The organism is Streptomyces sp. NPDC043896, assembly GCF_056435605.1.
The window spans coordinates 143,859-160,287 of sequence record NZ_JBWKEE010000011.1; the positions used below are offsets into that span (position 1 = coordinate 143,859).

The 16,429-nt window shown below is 74.5% G+C and carries 14 protein-coding genes and 1 tRNA gene; 1 reads left to right on the plus strand and 14 read right to left on the minus strand.

From position 1 onward, the window contains the following. Positions 1 to 178: 178 nt before the first annotated feature. Together AC069X_RS18320 and AC069X_RS18325 are read right to left on the minus strand one after the other, a co-directional pair. Positions 179 to 2,434, minus strand: a complete 2,256-nt coding sequence (locus AC069X_RS18320; RefSeq protein WP_478729614.1) for an SPFH domain-containing protein — start codon at positions 2,432 to 2,434, stop codon at positions 179 to 181. 11 nt (positions 2,435 to 2,445) lie between these two features. After that, positions 2,446 to 3,888, minus strand: a complete 1,443-nt coding sequence (locus AC069X_RS18325) for a peptidoglycan-binding protein (RefSeq protein WP_478729704.1) — start codon at positions 3,886 to 3,888, stop codon at positions 2,446 to 2,448. 227 nt (positions 3,889 to 4,115) lie between these two features. On the opposite strand from AC069X_RS18325, the gene AC069X_RS18330 reads away from it, so the two are divergent. Continuing rightward, positions 4,116 to 4,189, plus strand: a tRNA-Lys gene (locus AC069X_RS18330). 123 nt (positions 4,190 to 4,312) lie between these two features. Here AC069X_RS18330 and AC069X_RS18335 read toward each other — a convergent pair. The 12 genes from AC069X_RS18335 to AC069X_RS18390 form a co-directional block, all read right to left on the minus strand. After that, positions 4,313 to 4,966: a class F sortase gene (locus AC069X_RS18335; RefSeq protein WP_478729615.1), complete on the minus strand. Its 654-nt coding sequence runs from the start codon at positions 4,964 to 4,966 to the stop codon at positions 4,313 to 4,315. Next, entirely contained in the window at positions 4,963 to 5,565 is a 603-nt protein-coding gene (locus AC069X_RS18340; protein WP_478729616.1) for a hypothetical protein, read from the minus strand. The genes AC069X_RS18335 and AC069X_RS18340 overlap by 4 nt, the downstream gene beginning before the upstream one ends. A 103-nt stretch (positions 5,566 to 5,668) precedes the next feature. Beyond that, a complete protein-coding gene (locus tag AC069X_RS18345; protein WP_478729617.1) occupies positions 5,669 to 6,448 on the minus strand; it encodes an HAD-IIA family hydrolase in 780 nt (259 codons plus the stop codon). Between the two features lie 146 nt (positions 6,449 to 6,594). Beyond that, positions 6,595 to 8,181 carry an alkaline phosphatase family protein gene (locus tag AC069X_RS18350; protein ID WP_478729618.1) on the minus strand — a complete coding sequence of 529 codons (1,587 nt, stop codon included), beginning with the start codon at positions 8,179 to 8,181 and terminating at the stop codon, positions 6,595 to 6,597. Positions 8,182 to 8,352: 171 nt separating this feature from the next. Next, a complete protein-coding gene (locus AC069X_RS18355) occupies positions 8,353 to 9,441 on the minus strand; it encodes a 2-aminoethylphosphonate ABC transporter substrate-binding protein (protein ID WP_478729619.1) in 1,089 nt (362 codons plus the stop codon). Positions 9,442 to 9,523: 82 nt separating this feature from the next. After that, entirely contained in the window at positions 9,524 to 10,321 is a 798-nt protein-coding gene (locus tag AC069X_RS18360) for an ABC transporter permease (RefSeq protein WP_478729620.1), read from the minus strand. After that, positions 10,308 to 11,411 carry a 2-aminoethylphosphonate ABC transporter permease subunit gene (locus tag AC069X_RS18365; protein ID WP_478729621.1) on the minus strand — a complete coding sequence of 368 codons (1,104 nt, stop codon included), beginning with the start codon at positions 11,409 to 11,411 and terminating at the stop codon, positions 10,308 to 10,310. The genes AC069X_RS18360 and AC069X_RS18365 overlap by 14 nt, the downstream gene beginning before the upstream one ends. Beyond that, positions 11,404 to 12,453 (minus strand): ABC transporter ATP-binding protein, encoded by a 1,050-nt coding sequence (locus tag AC069X_RS18370; protein ID WP_478729622.1) that lies wholly within the window; start codon positions 12,451 to 12,453, stop codon positions 11,404 to 11,406. The genes AC069X_RS18365 and AC069X_RS18370 overlap by 8 nt, the downstream gene beginning before the upstream one ends. Continuing rightward, positions 12,450 to 13,148 carry a phosphonatase-like hydrolase gene (locus tag AC069X_RS18375; protein WP_478729623.1) on the minus strand — a complete coding sequence of 233 codons (699 nt, stop codon included), beginning with the start codon at positions 13,146 to 13,148 and terminating at the stop codon, positions 12,450 to 12,452. Before AC069X_RS18375 ends, AC069X_RS18370 begins: the two co-directional genes overlap by 4 nt. Before the next feature lie 5 nt (positions 13,149 to 13,153). Further along, complete coding sequence (locus AC069X_RS18380; RefSeq protein ID WP_478729624.1) at positions 13,154 to 14,275, minus strand: TIGR03364 family FAD-dependent oxidoreductase; 1,122 nt, start codon at positions 14,273 to 14,275, stop codon at positions 13,154 to 13,156. A gap of 158 nt (positions 14,276 to 14,433) precedes the next feature. Beyond that, positions 14,434 to 15,201: a GntR family transcriptional regulator gene (locus AC069X_RS18385; protein ID WP_478729625.1), complete on the minus strand. Its 768-nt coding sequence runs from the start codon at positions 15,199 to 15,201 to the stop codon at positions 14,434 to 14,436. 204 nt (positions 15,202 to 15,405) lie between these two features. Beyond that, the gene (locus tag AC069X_RS18390; protein WP_478729626.1) at positions 15,406 to 16,146 is read right to left on the minus strand and encodes a hypothetical protein; all 741 of its coding nucleotides are present in this window, start codon (positions 16,144 to 16,146) and stop codon (positions 15,406 to 15,408) included. Positions 16,147 to 16,429: the final 283 nt, after the last annotated feature.

Consider the following 16,429-nt stretch of genomic DNA (forward strand, 5'->3'; position numbering starts at 1 on the left):
ATCGGCCCCGGCGGATCGGTCGGTGATCCACCGGGGCCGGCGACAGGTGCTAGGTCTAGACCAAGTCCCACAGTATTGACGGGAGTTGGCCATGTCTATACCAATGCGACAACGGGTGGTCCGGTCATTACCGGCCACCCGTTCGCGCGCGGAGTCCCCGCGACCCCCGTGACTCCCGCTACTGGTCGGACCGCCCGGTGTAGAACGCGACGGTGAGGTCCTTCACCAGGGCCTTGCGCTCGTAGTCGTCGAGCTCCACGATCCCGCGCGAGGTCAGCCGGTGGACGGTGTCGTCCACGGCGTCGACCACCGAGGTCAGCACCGTGTCCCGGTGCTTCGCGTCGATCGCCGCCACCCGGCGGCGGCGCATGGCCTCCGCCACCTCCGGGGCGTACTCGATCCGGGTGGGCTGGGCCGAGTACACCTCGATCCCGACCGCCTCGGTTTCGGCCGCCAGCATCCGGGTCAGCGCGTCACCGACGGCCTCGGCGTCACGCAGGGTCGGGGCGTCCTCGTGGAAGGCGTCCGCGGGCAGCTGGGACAGCACCCGGGCCATGGCCGACTCGACCTGCTCGGCGAGGTAGCCGGTGTGGTCCTCCACGGCCAGGGTGGCCCGGGCGGTGTCCTTGACCTGCCACACGACCTGCACGACCACCTGGAGGGCGAGCCCGCCGGAGTCCACGGCGGCCATCGGCTCGCTGCGCCAGTGCCGCAGCCGTACGTCGACCCGCTGGCGCAGCAGGAGGGGGCTGATCCAGGTCAGGCCGGTACGCCGGACCGTGCCCCGGTAGCGGCCGAACAGGGTGAGCACCCAGGCGTGGCCCGCCTTGGCCCGGCCGAGGCCGCCGAGCGCGAGGAGGGTGACGATGCCGAGGAAGGCGAGCGGGGGCCAGTGCGCGGCGCGCAACCCCTGGTAGGCGCGGGGCGGCGCCCCGAAGGCCGCGACCACGGTGGCGGGCACCACCCCGGCCCGCCACAGCACGGCCGCGCAGCTGAGGAGGGCGAGGCCGCCGACGGCCACCGCGATCCAGCCGGGCAGCACGGGCCCCCGGTGCTCCCGGAGCCGGTCGTCACCCCGGGGGACGCGCCGCCCGGCGGGCGGCTTCTTCGCCGGGCGCGCGGCGGCGGGGGCGGCGGCCGCGGGCGGCGGGGCCTCCGGCCGGGGGACCTCGGGCCGCGGCCGGAAGGGGAGGTGCAGCGGGACCTCCGTGACCGCCGTACCGCTGCCGCGCGGGGGCTGCGGGAGGCCGCCGCGCGGCCCGGGGTCCCCGGTGCGCATCCCGCGCGCGACCGCCCGGGCGGCGATCTCGGCCGCGCCGGGGCCGGGCACGCCGGCCGGGGGTTCGGCGGTGGGGTGCGGGATCCCCCCGGGCGCGGCCTCGGCCCCGGCCTGGCTCCGCGCGGCGGGCACGTCGGCCGGGTGCGCCGCGACGGCGAGCGCCGCCGGTTCCGGACCGGCCCCGGGAGCAGGATGCGCGGGCCGGTCCGGGGCCGGTGCCGGTGCGGGTTCCGGCGCGGCGGGGTGCGGGTGAACGGGGCGGGAGGCCGCTGCCGGGGCCTGGGCGGCCGGCTCGGCGGCGCGGGGTGCCGGGGCCGAGACGGCACCGGCCGCCGGAGCGGCCGGACTCGCGGCGACGACCCCCGACGCGAACCGCGTGGCCCCGAACGGCTGCGTCGGCGCCTCGGCGGGATGCCCGGCCCGGGCGGCCTGCCCGGGAGCCGCCGGCACCGGGTCGGCGGGGTGCCCGGCGGGGGCCGACTCCGGACCCGGGGCGGCGCGCCACGCCGACTGCGCGACGGACCGGCCGGGCTCCACCGCCTGGGCGGGGGCGCGGTGCACCGCCGAAGCGGGATCCACCGTCGGAGCCGGGGCGACGGGCGCCGACTGCGGAACCGGAAGCGGACCGGCCGGCTGCGCGCCGGGACGCACCGCCGGAGCGGAAGCCGTCGCCTGGGCCGGAGCCGGTGCCGTCGTCGAGGCCGGAGCGGCCGGGACCCCGACCGCAGCCGAGGCGGCAGCCGGAGGCTGAGCGGCCACCCGGACGGGGTCAACCACCGGCGCCGGGGCGGCGGGGGCCGACTGCGGAACCGGCGCGGCCTGGCCGCCCGACTGCCCGGCGGGCACGGCCCCCCGGACTGGGTCCACCACCGGGAACGAAGCGGCCGGAGCCGAGGCGGCAGCCGGAGCCGGCACCGCAGCGGGGCGGGCGGCCGGGTGCGCCGACGGGGCAGGAGCCGCCGCCGGAGCCTGACCGGTCGAAGCCGCCGTCGGCACCGGGGCCGGGTGCACCGGTGGGGCGGGAGCCGTCGCCGGGGCGGCCGGGGTGCCCCCGTACACCACGGCCGGCTCCGGAAGCGTCGCCGCAGGCGGCACGGCGGGCGGTTCGGGGAGCCGGAAGGTGCCCGTCGTGAACGTGGTGTGGTTCGGGTACATCGTTGCCTCCGTCATGCGAACAGCCGGCGCCAGGTTTCCGGGCCCGGGTAGCCGTCGGCCGAGGCGCCGCGCCAGCCCTGGGCGCGCTGGAAGGCCTCGACGTTGCGGCGGTCGGCCTCGCTCCAGCGGGGGCCCGGGCCGGACGTGTAGTACTTGCCGAAGCCCTTGAGGGCCAGCCGGCGGCCCAGGGCGAGGACGGCCGGGTGGGACTGCCCGGGCCGGAAGACCCCGATCCCCGGATAGACGGGCGCCCCGGCGGGACCCGGCAGGGCGGCGGGGGCCCCCAGCAGGGGTCCCGGCCCGGGCTTCGGCTTCGGCTTCGGTACGCCCGGACCCGTCCGTCCCGTCGGCGGGATGTCCTTGCCCTGGCGCTGGACCAGCAGCCGCCAGGTGTGCTCGCCGGGGATGCCGTCGGCGTCGGCACCCGTCCAGCCCTGCGCCTGCTGGAAGGCCTGCGTGGCCAGCCGGTCGGCCTCGCTCCACTTCGAGCTCGGCCCCTTGGGGTAGAACCGCAGCGCGCCGCGCCCGATCAGCATCTTGGCCAGCTCGGTGACGTGCTCGTTGTCCGCGCCCGGACCGAACTTGGCCGCGCCGGGGAAGACGGCCGCGCCCGCCGCCGGGGCGCCCGGCACCGGCCCGTCCGGCAGGACCCCGGCGGTCACGCCGTTGTACCGGTACGGCACGTACTTCTCCGAGTTCTTCCAGTACCCGTACGGCGTCGCCAGCTTCCGCGTGAACGGGCGGGTCTGCTCGTACGCGACGTAGTGCGTGCGCGTCTCGTCGGCCCAGCCGCCGAAGATGACGACGTGCGAGCCGTTGTTGGGGTCGGCCGGGTTGTGGAAGAGCAGCATGTCCCCCGGCAGCAGCTCCTCCTTCGTGATCTTCGTGGCGAAGGTGTCGAGGCTGCCGGTCCACTCGTTCGTACCGAGGTTCCAGACCATGGAGACGTACCCCGAGCAGTCCTGCCGGTAGCCGTCCGCCCAGTACTCGGACATGCTGTAGGGGACCTGGGCGTCCAGCCAGATCTTCGCCCGGTTGATGATCGTGGCCCGGTCGATGGCCCGTACCGCGGGCGGCGCGCCCGGCCGCCCCGTCGTCGAAGACGGCGGACGCGGTCCCGGTGCCGGGCGGCCGTGCAGCGGGGCCCGATCGCCCTGCGGGCTGCCCGGGCCGTCCGCGCCGTCCCGGTCGTCCCGGTCGTCCAGGGTCACCGGCCCCGCGCCCGGACCCGGCGTCGGCCTGGCCGCCGCGAGAGCCGCCGATCCGCCGCCGCCCAGCACCACCCCGGCGGCGGTCGCCAGCACCAGCGCCCGGCGGGCCCCGCGCGCGGCCGGGTGGCCCCCGTCCCGGAGCGCCACGGCCCGCCCGCGCGCGAGGGCGCGGCGCCGCTGCGCGCACCCGAGGCACACGCAGTCGCCGGCGGGCTCGTACTCCTCGAAGGCCGGCATCGTCATCGGCGTCGGCATCTGCACATGCACCGGAGGCTGCATCGTCATGCGGTTCCGTCCACTCCCCTGCTCGTCCACTGGTCGGCCGGGCACGCATCTGTCGGGGCATCAGATTCGGCTCGACCAGACATATCGTGCACGACAAACCTCTTAAACATGGGTTAATCGGACAACGTGGGCGCGGCTGGTCACGAGTACCTCTCCAGGTGGGGTAGAGTTTTCCCTGTCAGCAGGCGCCGCTAGCTCAGTTGGTTAGAGCAGCTGACTCTTAATCAGCGGGTCCGGGGTTCGAGTCCCTGGCGGCGCACAGACAAGAAGAAGACCCCCGCAGCGGAAGCTGCGGGGGTCTTCTTCGTTCTGCCGTCCACCGGGTGGACCCGGACGGGCCTCGGCAGGACCAGGACCCGGACGGCCCAGCGGCCCTGCCGCCTCAGACGGCCGCCGCGCCCGCGCCCGTCAGGTACGCGGAGACCACCACGTTCGCCGAGTACTGCCCGGCCGCCTTGTCGTAGGTCCCGCCGCAGGTCACCAGCCGCAGTTCGGCGCGGCCCTCGATCCGGGGCCCGTACGCCCTGTGCGGGTCGAAGCCCGCGCGCTCGTAGACGCGTACGTCCTCCACGGTGAACTCGGCGACCGTCCCGTCCGCCCGCGCCACGCGGATCTGCTGGCCCGGCTTGAGCGAGCTCAGGCCGTAGAACACGGCCGGCTTCGACTCCGTGTCCACGTGCCCGACCATCAGCGCCGCCCCCGCCGCGCCGGGCGCCGGACCCGCGCCCCACCAGCCCACCGTCCCCGGCAGCTCGTACGGCGGCGGGTCGATCGCCCCCCGCGCGTCCAGGCCGCGCGCGATCACCGGCGCCTGGACGCCGAGCGCCGGTACGTCGACCCGTGCGGGCATCGCCCCGGACAGCGGGGCCCGCGCGGCCGGGAGGGCAAGCCCCTGCTGCCCGGCGCCCTGCCCGGCCGGCGGACCCGGCGGGACCCCGGTGATCTCCTTGCCCCACAGCCACAGACCCAGCACCATCACCGTCCAGGCGGCGAAGGTGAGCAGCCTGCCGCCGGCGGACGCCCGGGGCTCGCTCATCCGCCGTTGCGTCGGCGGCGCAGGGTGATGGCCCGGCCGGCGACCGCCAGGGTGGCCGCGGCGGCGAGGACGGCGCCGATCACGGTGTGCGGGAGCCCGGGACCGTCATCGCCGTGACTCTTCTTCGCGGCCGTCGCCAGCCGGGTCGTCTCGGCGATCTCGGCGGACATGCCGCCGCCGCCGGCGTGGACCGGCCAGACCGGCGAGCGGTGCGGATCGGGGCGGTGGTGGCCGCGGTGGCGGATCTCGATGGAACCGCGCAGCCCGTCGGCGCCGTCGCACTTGACCCGGATCTCGTGCCATCCCGGGCCGGCGTGCGGGCGGACCTTGGCCTCGCCCCAGAGGGTCCGGCCGTCGCCGCGGCCCGGGGAGAGCCGGGCGTCGGACGTGAAGACGGGGGAACGGGCCACCCCCCAGTCCCCGTCACAGCCCCGGACGCGGATCTTGACGTGCGCCCCCGGGTCGGCGGGGTTGGGTTCCACCGAGACGCCGCCGCGGTCCCATTCGTTCGCGAGGGCCGCGGGGGCGGTCACCGCGGTGCAGGCCGCCAGGGCGACGGCGACCCCTGCGGCACGGAGAGCGATCAGAGAACAGCGCATGGTGAACCTCCTCAACAAGGAGATTCACGCGCGACGCGCCGCTCCGCATCCGGAGCGGCGCTCTCTTGGCCCGTACGTGTCAGCCGTACGCGCTAACGCCCGGCTACACCAGGTCCACGAGATCGGCGATGGAGTCGACCGTCCTGGTCGGACGGTACGGGAACCTCTCGGTGTCCTCGACCGTGGTCAGACCGGTCAGCACGAGGAAGGTCTGCATGCCCGCCTCCAGCCCGGCCAGTACGTCGGTGTCCATCCGGTCGCCGATCATCGCGCTGGTCTCGGAGTGGGCGCCGATGGCGTTGAGGCCCGTACGCATCATCAGCGGGTTGGGCTTGCCGGCGAAGTACGGCTTCTTGCCGGTCGCCTTCGTGATCAGTGCGGCGACCGCTCCGGTGGCCGGGAGCGGGCCCTCGGTGGAGGGGCCGGTCTCGTCGGGGTTGGTGCAGATGAAGCGGGCGCCGCCGTTGATCAGCCGGACGGCCTTGGTCATGGCCTCGAACGAGTAGGTCCGCGTCTCGCCGAGGACCACGTAGTCGGGCTCGTGGTCGGTCAGGATGTAGCCGATGTCGTGCAGGGCCGTGGTCAGGCCCGCCTCGCCGATGACGTAGGCGGTGCCGCCCGGGCGCTGGTCGTCGAGGAACTTCGCGGTGGCGAGCGCGGAGGTCCAGATGTTCTCGACGGGCACGTCCAGGCCCATCCGGCTGAGCCGGGCCTGGAGGTCGCGCGGGGTGTAGATGGAGTTGTTGGTCAGGACCAGGAAGGGCTTGCCGGATTCGCGCAGCCGCTTGATGAAGGCGTCCGCACCGGGGATCGGGGTGCCCTCGTGGATGAGGACCCCGTCCATGTCGGTGAGCCAGGATTCGATCGGCTTGCGCTCTGCCACGGGACGTCTCTCCGCTCTGCGGGGCCTCTGACCTCGGGGGCCTCTGGTCTGTACCACCCTAGCGGTGCCGGGCCGCGGACGGGGAGGGCGTCCACGGCCCGGACAGCGGGCCCCCGGGGGCAGGGGGCGCGCCGGGGAGGGCGGGGTCAGTCGAGGGTGACGTTGTCCACGGTCCAGTACCAGTTGTTGTCGCCGCTGTAGCGGAAGCGGACCTGGACGTCCGTGGCACCGGCCGGCACCTGGAGGGTGAGGGACTCGGCCTTCGCCACGGCGTCGGCGGTGTAGTTCTTGACGACGGCCGCCGCGCCCCCGTTGTAGGAGACGAGGACCTGCGCGGTCTGGCCGGACTCGTGGCGGTAGTGCGACTGGAAGGACAGGGTGCGCGTGGTGCCGCCGGTGACGGGCCACTTCGGGGTGATCAGGGTGGAGTCGAAGGTGCCGGTGTGCGTCTTGTCGTCCCACTCGTCGGAGTCGGCGACGGCGAACACGTCACGGGAGCGGACGTTCAGCTCGCGCCACTGGTCGCGCTGCGCCTGGCTCCAGAACTCGTCGGTGGCGAAGGCCCATCCGGCCCATTCGGTGACGCCGCCCGTGCCCATCCGGGAGTTGTCGACGGACCAGCCGGCGGGCGGGGTGTGCGTGAAGCCCTTGGTGGCGGCGGGGATGCCCGTCTCGTCCACGCGGGTCCGCAGGTTCGGGCGCAGGGTGTCGAAGGGGTCGCTGTCGGGGGTGGCCAGCGGTACGCCGTCCAGTGCGGCGGTGGGGACGCCGACCTGGGCGAGCGCGGTCGCGGCGACGTCGGCGAGGCGGACGTCGTCGCGTACGGAACCGGCGGGGATGCCTGCGCCCTTGGCGATGACGAAGGTGCCGCGTTCCTGGATGGTGGAGCCGCCGTGGCCGCCGCCGTCGGTGTGGCCGTGGTCGGTGGTGACCAGGATCTTCCAGTTCTCCTGGGCGTAGGCGGGCCGGTTCTGGACGGCCGTGAGGAGCTGGCCGACCAGCGCGTCGACACGGGCGACGGAGTCGAGGTACTGCTGGCTGGCGGCGCCGTAGGAGTGGCCGGCGGAGTCGACCTGGCCGAGGTAGACGAAGGCGGCGTCCGGGTTCTGGTCGCGCAGTTCGGCGGCGGCCGCGGCGGCGATCTTCGGGTCCTCGTTGCCGTAGCCGTCGCGGTCTCCCTTGAGGGAGAGCCGCTTGTCGACCTTGGCGGAGAAGATCGGGCCGTTCTGGTCGGTGGAGGTGATGGGCTCCCAGTCGGCGGCCGCGTAGGTGTTGAGGGACGGCTTGGCGTTCTCGACGCGGGTCAGGAAGTCGGGGTGGGCGGCGTAGTTCTTGCCGGTGAAGGAGTTGTCCTTCACGCCGTGCTTGTCGGGCCAGACGCCGGTGGCGATGGTGGACCAGCCCGGGCCGGACGAGGTGGCGGCCATCGGGTTCGCGTAGAGGGTGCTGCGGGCGGTCAGGCCCTGGGCCATGAGGCCCTTGAGGTGGGGGGCGTTGGCCGCCTTGACGCGGTCGAGGACCACGCCGTCGAGGCCGATGACGAGGACCTTGTCGGTGTTCGCCGCGGCCGTCGCGGGGGCGGTGGCGGTGGCGGCCGCCTTGGCCGCGGCCTCGGCCGCGGCTGTGGCCGGGTCGGTGGCGGCGGTCGCGGTGGTGGCGCCGAGGGCGGTGGCGATCAGGGCCGTGGCGGTGGCGGCCACGGCGAGGGTGCGTCCGGACAGGACAGTGGACACGTACTCCTCCGGGAGCGTGAAGAGAGGTGCGGGGGACGGGGCGGCGTCGCGCGGCGTCGTGCGGGAACGTGCGCGAACGTGCGGAGGGCCCGGACCGGAGGGTCAGCCTTCGGTCCAGACCCGTTATCCACTGGTGACTGTCGCGGCCCTGGGTGGCCGCCGGGTTAAGGCTCAGCTGCCGGTCGCGGACTTCCACGCGTCGACGTAGGCGGTGAGGTTCTTGTCGATGTCGGTCCAGTCCGGCTGGAAGACCTCGACTCCGGTCATGAGCTTGGTGAGTTCGATGGCGTTGGCGTCGGTCGGCTTGACGTCGGCGCGCGCGGGGAAGCCGCCGCCGACCTCGCTGACCTGCCTCTGGGCCTCCTCGCCGAGCATGAAGTCGAGGAGCTTCCTGCCGTTGTCGGCGTGCGGGGCCTTGGCGACCAGGCCGGCGGCGTAGGGCAGGGCGAAGGTGGTGGGCTTGCCGCCGTCTTTGGCGGGGAACCAGATGCCGAGGTTGGGCATGGACTTGGACTGCGCGAAGTTCATCTGGACGTCGCCGTTGGCGACGAGCAGTTCGCCCTTGTCTGTCTTCGGCGCGAGCTTGCTGGTGGAGGAGGAGGGGCCGACGTTGTTGGCCTGGAGCTTCCTGAGGTACTCCATCGCCGGCTCCTTGCCGCCGAAGTCGTGCATCGACTTGATGAGGACGGCCGTGCCGTCGCCCGCGATGCCGGGGGTGGAGTACTGGAGCTTGCCCTTGTACCTGGCGTCGAGGAGCTCCTCCCAGGTCCTGGGCGCCTGGCCGAGCTCCTTCTTGTTGTAGACGAAGCCGAAGTAGTTGTTGACGACGGAGGTCCACTTGCCGTCGGCGGACTTGTCGGCGCCGTTGACCTTGTCGGCGCCCTGCGGGACGTACGGCTGGAGCAGCCCCTTGCCGTCGGCCTGCTGGATGAAGGGCGGCAGCGTGATCAGCACGTCGGCCTGGGTGTTGGTCTTCTCGCGGACCGCGCGCTGCACCATCTCGCCGGAGCCGCCCTCGACGTACTTGACCTCGATGCCGGTCTTCTTGGTGAAGTCGGCGAAGACCTTGTCGTACCAGCCGTCGCCCTTGTCGCTCTTGAGGCCGTCCGCGCTGTAGACGGTGACGGTCTTCTCGCCGCCGCCGTTGGCGTCGGCGGCGGGGTCTGCGGTCGTGGAGCCGCCGCAGGCGGTGAGGGAGGCGGCGAGGGCGAGGCCGCCGGTGAGGGCGGCGGCGGTCCGGAGCGGGAACTTGCCGGTCATGGAACTTCCTTACGGGGAAAGGGAGTCTGCGGGGACTGGAGGGGAAGGGCGGTTGCGGGGGCGGCGGCCTGCGGGGCCGGGGTCAGCGGTACGCGGCCCGGGTGCGGACGCGGGAGACGGCCAGCAGCACCAGCAGGGTGGTGGCCATCAGGACCACGGCGACGGCGGAGCCGCCGAAGAGCGAGCCGCGGTCGGTTGCGGTGAAGATCCGGACCGGGAGGGGCATCCAGTCCGGGGGGTAGAGCATCATCGTGGCGCTCAGCTCGCCCATGGACAGGGCGAAGCAGAGGCCCGCGGCCGCGGTGAGGGACGGCAGCAGGAGCGGGAGCCGGACCCGCCACAGGACGTAGCCGGGCCGGGCTCCGAGGGAGGCGGCGGCCTGCTCGTACGCGGGGTCGAGACGGACGATGGCGGCGGAGACCGACTGGTAGGCGAACGCCGTGACGAGCACCGTGTGCGCCAGGACGACGATGGAACCGGTGCCGTTGAGGAGGACCGGCGGCCGGCTGAAGGCGACGAGGACGGCGAGGCCGACGACCACGGACGGCACGGCGACCGGCAGCACGAACAGGGCGTCCAGGCACCGCTTCCCGCGCTTGCCGAGGGACGCGGCGGCCAGCGCCGCCCAGGTGCCGAGGGTGAGCGCGAGCAGGCTCGCGGCGAGGGCGGTGACCAGGGAGGTGGTCAGGGCCTGGAGGGACTCCCCGCGGACGGCGGCGGCGTAGTTCTCGGTGGTCGGGCCGGAGGGGAAGGCGCCGGACCAGTGGGTGGCGAAGGAGGCCGCCACCACGACGAGGAGGGGCAGCGCGAAGAGGGGCAGGAAGAGGACGCCGAACAGGCCCCAGGCGGCCCAGCGGCCGCCCTTGCTATGCACCAGCACGCTTGCCCACCACCCGGTAGAGGCCGAACAGGCCGACGGATATCGCGATGTTGACGACGGCGACCACGCAGGCGGCCGTGTAGTCGGATTCGAGGATCGCCTTGCCGTAGACGAGCATCGGGAGGGTCGTGACGTCCTTGGCCCCGGTGAACAGGACGATCCCGAACTCGTTGAGGCACATGACGAGGACGAGGCTCCCGCCGGCCGCCAGCGCGGGCAGCGCCTCGGGGAGGATCACCTGCCGGACGATCCGGGCGGGCCGGGCGCCGAGGCCCGCGGCGACCTCCAGCTGGGCGGTGTCCAGCTGGGAGAAGGCGGCGAGCAGCGGACGCATCACGAAGGGCGTGAAGTAGGTGATCTCCGCGAGGAGGACGCCCCAGGGGGTGGCCAGGAACCGGAAGGGGCCTTCGGCCACGCCGAAGACGTCGGTCCAGACGCCGTTGGCCATGCCGACCGTGCCGTAGATGAAGAGCAGGGCGAGGGTGATGAGGAAGGAGGGGAAGGAGAGGAAGACGTCGATGAACTTGGCGACGGCCCTGGCTCCCGGGAAGGGGACGAAGGCGATGACCACGGCGAGGACGAAGCCGAGGAGGAGACAGCCGGCGGTGGCGCCGACGGCCAGCCAGACGGTGGTGCCGAGGGCCTCGCGGAAGGCGGTCGAGGCGAAGACGGCGGAGTAGGCGTCGAGGGCGCCGCCGCCGTCCTCGGGGCTGAAGGACTGCTGGACGACCAGCGCCAGGGGGTACAGGAAGACCAGCGCGAGCACCACCACGGGGGGCAGCGCCCAGACACCGCGCGGCAGCCGCGGGCGCGGGCGCGCGCCGGGGCCGGGCCCGGGCTGACGAGCGGCCGGGGCGGGGGAAGGCCGCCCGGCGCCGGCTCCGCCCGCGCCCGGGCCGACGGCGGCCGGGGCTGCGGGGACGGCGGGGGCGGCAGAGTCCTCCGGGGCCGTGGATCCGGCCGGGGCGACGGATCCCGCGGGGGCGGCGGGGGCGGATCCCCGGGCGACGGGTCCAGCGGGGGCGGCGGGGGCGGCCGGGGGACGGGGCGGGAGGGTCCGGTCGGCGGCCCGCCGCGAGGCGTCAGGCATCCGAGACCCCCGCCGCCAGCAGCACCGCGTCGCGGGGCTCGAAGTGCAGCGTGACCCGGTCGCCCAGCGCCGGCGTCTCCCTCAGCTCGGGCAGGTCCGCCTTCACGCTGTGCCCGCCCACGTCCACGTACAGCCGGTGCGTCGAGCCGCGCCACTGCACCTCGGTGATCGTCCCGCTCAGGGTGTTGGGGCCCTCGCCGAGCCCGAGCAGGTGCGGGCGTACGCACAGGGTGGCGCCGGCACCCGGCACCGCGCCCGCGGCGTCCACGGTCAGGGGGCGCCCCGCGAAGACCGCGCCGCCGTCGGCGACCGTCACCGGCAGCAGGTTGGCGTTGCCGACGAAGGAGGCCGTGAACTCGGTGCGCGGGGCCCGGTACAGCTGCTGCGGGGTGCCGCAGTCCTGGAGGCGGGCCCGGTCCATGACGGCGATCCGGTCGGCCAGGGTCAGCGCCTCGACCTGGTCGTGGGTGACGTACAGGACGGACACGTCGGGCAGTTCGCGGTGCAGCCGCGCAAGTTCCGCCAGCATCCCGGAGCGCAGCTGCGCGTCGAGGGCGGAGAGGGGTTCGTCGAGCAGGAGGACGCCGGGGCGGATGGCGAGGGCGCGGGCGATGGCCACGCGCTGCTGCTGGCCGCCGGACAGCTCGCGGGGGTAGCGGCGGGCGTAGGCGGCCATCCCCGTCATCTCCAGGACCTCGGCGACCCGTTCGGGGATCCCGGCCTTGGGGGCCTTCTGGGCCCGGAGGCCGAAGGCGACGTTGTCCTCGACGCGCATGTGCGGGAAGAGGGCGTACTGCTGGACGACCATCCCGATGCCGCGTTTGTGCGGCGGGAGCGCGGTGACGTCGCGGCCGCCGATGAGCACCCGTCCGGCGGAGGGCCGGACGAAGCCGGCGACCGCGCGCAGCGCCGTGGTCTTGCCGGAGCCGGAGGGGCCGAGCAGCGCCATGACCTCGCCGGGTTCGACGGTCAGGTCGAGGGAGTCCAGGACGGTGGTGCCGTGGTAGGCGACCGATACGGAGTCGAAGCGGATGCCGCTCACGACGGCCGCGTTCCGGTGAGGAGGGCGGGCAGTTCGGCGACGGAGGCGAGGACGTGGGTGGCGCCGTGCCCGGTGAGGGCGGCCCGGTCGTGGGCGCCGGTGAGGACGCCGGCGACGATGCCCGCCCCGGCACGGTGGCCGCTGAGCATGTCGTACGCCGTGTCGCCGGCGACGACGGTGTCGCGTACGTCGGTCACGGCGCCGGTGCGCAGGAACGCGGCCAGCACCATGTCGGGGTAGGGCCGGCCGCGGCCGCCGGCGTCGGCGGGGCACAGGGTGAGGTCGGGGAGGTCCCGCCAGCCGAGGGCGTCGAGGATGGCGTCCTGGGTGACGCGGGCGAAGCCGGTGGTCAGGACGACGGTGTGACCGTCGGCGCGGAGTCCCTCGATGGTGGCGCGGGCTCCGGTCACGGGGGCGATGAGGCCGGCGTCGACGAGTTCGGCGTAGGCCTCCTCGAAGGCGGAGTTGGCGAGCCGGGCGCGTTCCTCGCTGCCGAAGAGGTGCCGGAAGACGGAGATCTTCGACTCGCCCATGGTGTCGCGGACGTACTGGAGCTTCTCGGCGTGGTCGGGGGTGCCCGGTTCGACGCCGAGGCGTTCGGCGGCGCGTTCGAAGGCGCGCTCGACGAGACCGCCGTCGGCGACGGTGGTGCCGGCCATGTCGAGGACGACGAGCTTCTTCGGGGTGTCGGTCATGCGGCTCACCAGCCCAGTTCGTTCGCGGTGGTCTCGGCGATGGCGGGGGAGCAGGTCATGCCGCGTCCGCCGGGTCCGGTCACCAGCCAGACGCCTTCGCCGACCTGCTGGCGGTGGACGACGCGGGTGGTGTCGGTGCACTGCGCGTACACGCCCGCCCAGCGGTGCCGGATCTTCGGCAGGGGGCGGCCCAGGAAGGACTCGACGACCTGGGTGAGGTGGTCGTAGGGGTCTTCGAGGGTGTCGAACGCGAAGGGGTGCTCGTACTCGTGGGTGTCGCCGATGGTCAGTCCGCCGTCCTGGCGCTGCACCATCAGCAGCTGCATCTTGTGGGCGGCGGCCACGGGCGTCTGTGCCTGTGCGGCGTTGAGCTCGTCGAGGGCCTCGGACCGGTAGGCGGGGTAGTAGCGGAAGCTGTCCGCGTCGGCGACGGAGGTGGTGAGCGGCTCGCCGAGGGGTGCGGTCTGCATCATCTGGAGCCGGACGCGGCGCACGGGCAGTTCGGGGGCGAGTTCGCGGACCAGGCCGGACAGCCAGGCGCCGGTGGCGAGGACGACGGCGTCGCCGCGGTGGACGTCGCCGTGGTCGTCGCGGACGGCGGCGGGGCCGGCCAGGTCGCGGACCTCGCGGCCGGGGACGAAGGTGTAGCGGCCGGAGGCGCGGAGGGCCTCGCGGAGGTGGAGCTGGGCGGTGCGGGGCTCGACGGCGGCGTCGCGCTCGCACCACAGGGCCGCTTCGAAGGCGCCGCGCAGGGCCGGGTTGATCCGCCGGGCCTCCGCGGCGGTGACCAGTTCGTAGCCGCGGGCGGCGGCGTCGGGGCGGGCGGCGGCCGCCTCGGCGACCGCGTGCTCGCGGGCGTTGCGTACGGGGGTGAGGGAGCCGATGGCACGGAAGCCCAGGCCGGGCACCTCCGCGCCGATCCGCTCCCAGAGCTCGCGGGCGCGCAGGGCGGTGTCGAGCTCCTCGCCCCCGGCCCGGCCGCTGACCCAGATCTGGCCGAAATTGCGCAGTGAGGCGCCGCGCGCCTCGGCCTCCCGCTCGATCTGGACGACCTCGTGGCCGCGTTGGACTGCTTGCCAGGCGTGCATGGTGCCGACCACGCCGCCTCCGACGACTATGACTCTCACGCCGTCCACGGTGGGCGCGGTCCGTGACCCGGGAGGGTCTCGGGGGCGTCCGGGTGGTGAACAGCCCTCGACGCTTGGACTAGACCCGTTACCGTTCCGTGATTTCAATTGGGCACGGTCTGGGTGGTTGGGGGCGATTCGGTGGGGCGGGGCGGCGGCTAATCGGGCCGCAGGTGGGTCGTGAAGCTGAACCGGTCGCCACGGTAGAGCGAACGCACCCGCTCCAGCGGCCGACCGTCCCGGTCCCGCGAGAAGCGGTGGATGAGCAGCATCGGCAGCGCGGGCGGCGTACCGATCAGCAGGGCCTCGCGGGGGGTCGCGAGGACGGTCTCCAGCTTCTCGTCGGCGTCACCGAAGGAGATGCCGAGGCTGTCGTGGAGGTAGCCGTAGAAGGAGGAGTCCGGCTGGAAATCGACGTCGAGGCGGGGGACGCGGGCCACCCGGATGTACGTGCTCTCCAGCCCGACCCGCTCGTCGTCGGCGAGCAGCACCCGCTCCAGGTGCCAGACGGGCTCCCCCGGCTCGGCGCCGATGCCGGGCGCGAGGTCGGCCGGGCAGGGGAAGCGCTCCAGGCCGATGAGGTTGCGGCCGGGGCGTCTGCCCTGCCGGCGCACGCCCTCGGTGTAGCTCGCGAGGGAGAGGGGCTGCTCCAGCTTGGGACCGGCCACCACGGTCCCGCGCCCGGAACGGCGCAGCCGCCCTTCGAGCAGCAGCTCGCGCAGCGCCTGCCGCACGGTCTCGCGGGCCACCTCGTACCGCTCGGCGAGATCCCGCTCGGTGGGCAGCAGGCCGCCCTCGCCGAGCTCGTCGAGGAGGCCGGCGATGCGCGCCTTGACGGCGTAGTACTTGGGGATGCGGCCGTGCTCGGGAATCCCGGACCGGACGGGCGAGCCGGGGCGGTGGGACGGGGGGTTCTGATCTTCCACCCTGGGACTGTACGCGGACCAGGTGTACGCAAGCCCCGCCCCCGGACACCCGTCCGCGCACGGCCTTGCGTGTACGTGGGTGCGCGACGCCCATGCGCACCTGCCCTTGCGCGCACGCCGTGGCAGGCGCGCCGTGGCAGGTACGCCGTGGCAGGTACGCGCCTACGCGTACGCCCCTACGCCGGCGCCCCTACGCCGGCGCCCCTATGCGGACGCCTTGACCCTCCGGGCCCCGAGCAGCAGCCCGCCCCCGGCGGCGAGGGCGGCGACGGCCGCGCCCCCGTAGGCCCACTCGCGGGGGCCGGTGTGCGCGAGCGAGCCCGCCTCGGCCGGGTCCTGCGGCCCCTCCACCGAGAAGCGGTACCCGCCGGCTTCGCCGACCCACTCCCCGTCGTCCGCCTTGCGCTGGACCAGCGCGGCGTCGGCGACGACCTCGCCGAGGGGGGCGTCGGGGGCGAACGCCAGCCGCACCTTGACGGTGGCGGACCCGCCGGCCGGCACGGAGAAGCCGGAGAACCGGCTCCCCCCGTCGAACACCGCGATGATCTCGTCGCGGTCGGAGCGCTCCAGGGTGACGGGGTACGGGCCGCCGGGCGCCTCGAACTCCATGCGGAGGTGGGCCGGCCGCAGGTGGCGGGCGGCGTCGGTGAAGACGACCACGGGGTGGATGGCGGTGCACGCGCCGCTCGTGGTGTTGGTCAGGTCCAGCAGCCAGGTCTGCGGCCCGCCGCCCGCCCGGTAGACCGCCGGGCCGCCCCGGATCCGCGCCCCGATGGGGAACGCGGTGGCCTTGCCGTCGCCGCAGGTGGCGTGCGCGCGGGAGGGCAGCGCGGGGGCCGGGCGGGCGCCGCCGCCGTTGCCGATGTCGGCGGTGGCGGTGGGGGCCGTGGCGGTACCGAGGGCGAGGAGGAGGGCGGTGAGGGCGAGGGCGTTGCGCAGTCGCATGGAAGACCTTTGCTGCTCGCCGGACGGACGGACGGACGCACGGACGTACGGAACGGAACGATGATCGGACGAGGCGACAATCACCCCGACCTTCCCCGCACCCTGCCACGCGCGCCGAAACCCCACCCAACCCCACGCCCAAGCCCTCCCGGTTTACGCCCAAACGGCGGCCGGGGTCAATGGGGGCGGGGCGGACCCCCCGAGGACCGGGCCCCAGCCGGAGGGCCTCCCAGGCGGGGCAGCCGAAGCCAGGGGCGGAGCCCCGGGGGCCGCCCAGGGGGGC